1 protein-coding gene and 1 pseudogene are annotated in these 1713 nt (G+C 53.9%); both read left to right on the forward strand.

Features of this window, described 5'->3' with window-relative positions:
• On the forward strand, positions 1-1267 hold a 1267-nt coding region (locus tag EJC47_RS20805; RefSeq protein ID WP_126849593.1), incomplete at its 5' end, for a TonB-dependent receptor domain-containing protein.
• A 72-nt stretch (positions 1268-1339) separates the two neighbouring features.
• Positions 1340-1713: pseudogene (locus EJC47_RS21155) on the forward strand (hypothetical protein); the annotation flags it as partial.

Consider the following 1713-nt stretch of genomic DNA (forward strand, 5'->3'; position numbering starts at 1 on the left):
CAACGCGCTTACACAGCTAGGATATGCTCCACCTGCGTTCCGCGTTCGGGAAGGTTTTGGCGAAATTGAACTGCCCATCGTTAAGGACTTCTTCCTCGCTAAGGAACTCACAATCAGTGGCGCAGGGCGTGTGTCCGCTTATGGTGGCGGCATTGGAACCGTCTATTCCTACAATTATGGTGGGACGTGGCTTCCCATCCCAGGGCTACGCTTCCGCGCCAATTACGGTCGTGCGGTCCGCGCGCCCAACGTTTCCGAAACAGCGTCGGCTCTGACGCCAAATTTTGCACCAGGCTTCCAGGACCCCTGCCGCGCTGCAAATATTGGTGCCGGCTCAACAACGCGCGCGGCAAACTGCTTGACTGATTTGGGGGCGACCATCCTCAATTCTGCTAGCTTTGCCAACCAGCCGACCTACTCCCTTCCCGTGCTCAGCGGCAGCAATCCGAATCTGAAGGCGGAAACGTCGGATTCCTGGACGTTTGGCACCGTGATTACGCCTGGCTTCTTGCGCGGCTTTTCGTTCAGTGCCGACTATTACAACATTCGGGTAAACGGGGTTATTACCTCGATTACAGCACAACAAATTGCCAACAATTGCTACGATGCAGCGACACTTAACAACCCGTTCTGTGCGCTGTTCTCGCGTTACAAGGGAAGCGGTACTGGGTCCTTGGGTGAAGTCCCGGGCCAAATTCAAGGCAATACCCTTATCCAAGCACCGCTGAATTTCGCGAAGAGAATTCGCAAAGGCATCGATACCCAAATAAATTATTCCAAAGATCTTAGCTCAACGGTTAATTTTTACGGCAATTTGATCTATACGCATGGATTCAAGACCAGCAACTTTGCCAATCCGACCGACCCGAATTTTGAAGATCGCATTCTGAGCGAACTTGGTGATCCTAAGGATGAATTCCAGTTTAGCGCAGACCTTCGGGTTGGTGCTGTGACCTTTGGCTATAACCTACACTACATTTCTCCGATGTATATCGGTGCCTATGAGGACTTCAATTCTCTACAAGGCCGCGATGCGCTCAACGCAGATTATGCCGACATACAAAAATATCCGGCAATTACGTACCATGGCTTCCGCATTCAGTGGGATATTAAGCAAAACGGCAAAAACCGCTTTCAGTTCTATGCTGGGGTGGACAATGCGTTTGATCAACATCCACCACTCGGAACCACGGCTACCGGAAGTGGCTCGGCAATCTACGACGTCCGCGGCCGCAATTTTTACAGCGGGTTCCGGGCAAAGTTCTAACGAAACACACTTTCAACACTTTAGGGCGGGAGATTTCTCCCGCCCGTTTTTTTTAAAAGGATGCTGTTAGAGATGAGCCTTGGCAAATCGGACCACGCGCCCCTGGTCGCGTCCGAAGCCTCTGCTACCGTTGCGAGACTGGAGGCTGCCGGGCATACAGGCGATGCTGCAGCTTGGGCCGAGCTTGCGACTATGTACCTTCGTGGCGATCTACTGGATCGCGACCTCCTGCGAGCTCGTCTCATGTTGCGTCGTGCCGTCACCATCGGCCACGTCGACGCAGCTCTGCTCGAGATCGCATTGACGGCAAATGGCAGCGGGGGAGCGCCAGACTGGCAGGCAGGGGTACGCCTTTTGCAAAAGGCGGCTGGCAATGACCCGCTCGCGGCGCAGCATCTTGACCTGCTGAAACGAATGGCAATTGACGAAGACGGCATGCCACGGGG

Origin of the sequence: Sphingomonas sp. TF3, assembly GCF_003985085.1 — a bacterium.
Lineage (GTDB): Bacteria > Pseudomonadota > Alphaproteobacteria > Sphingomonadales > Sphingomonadaceae > Sphingomonas.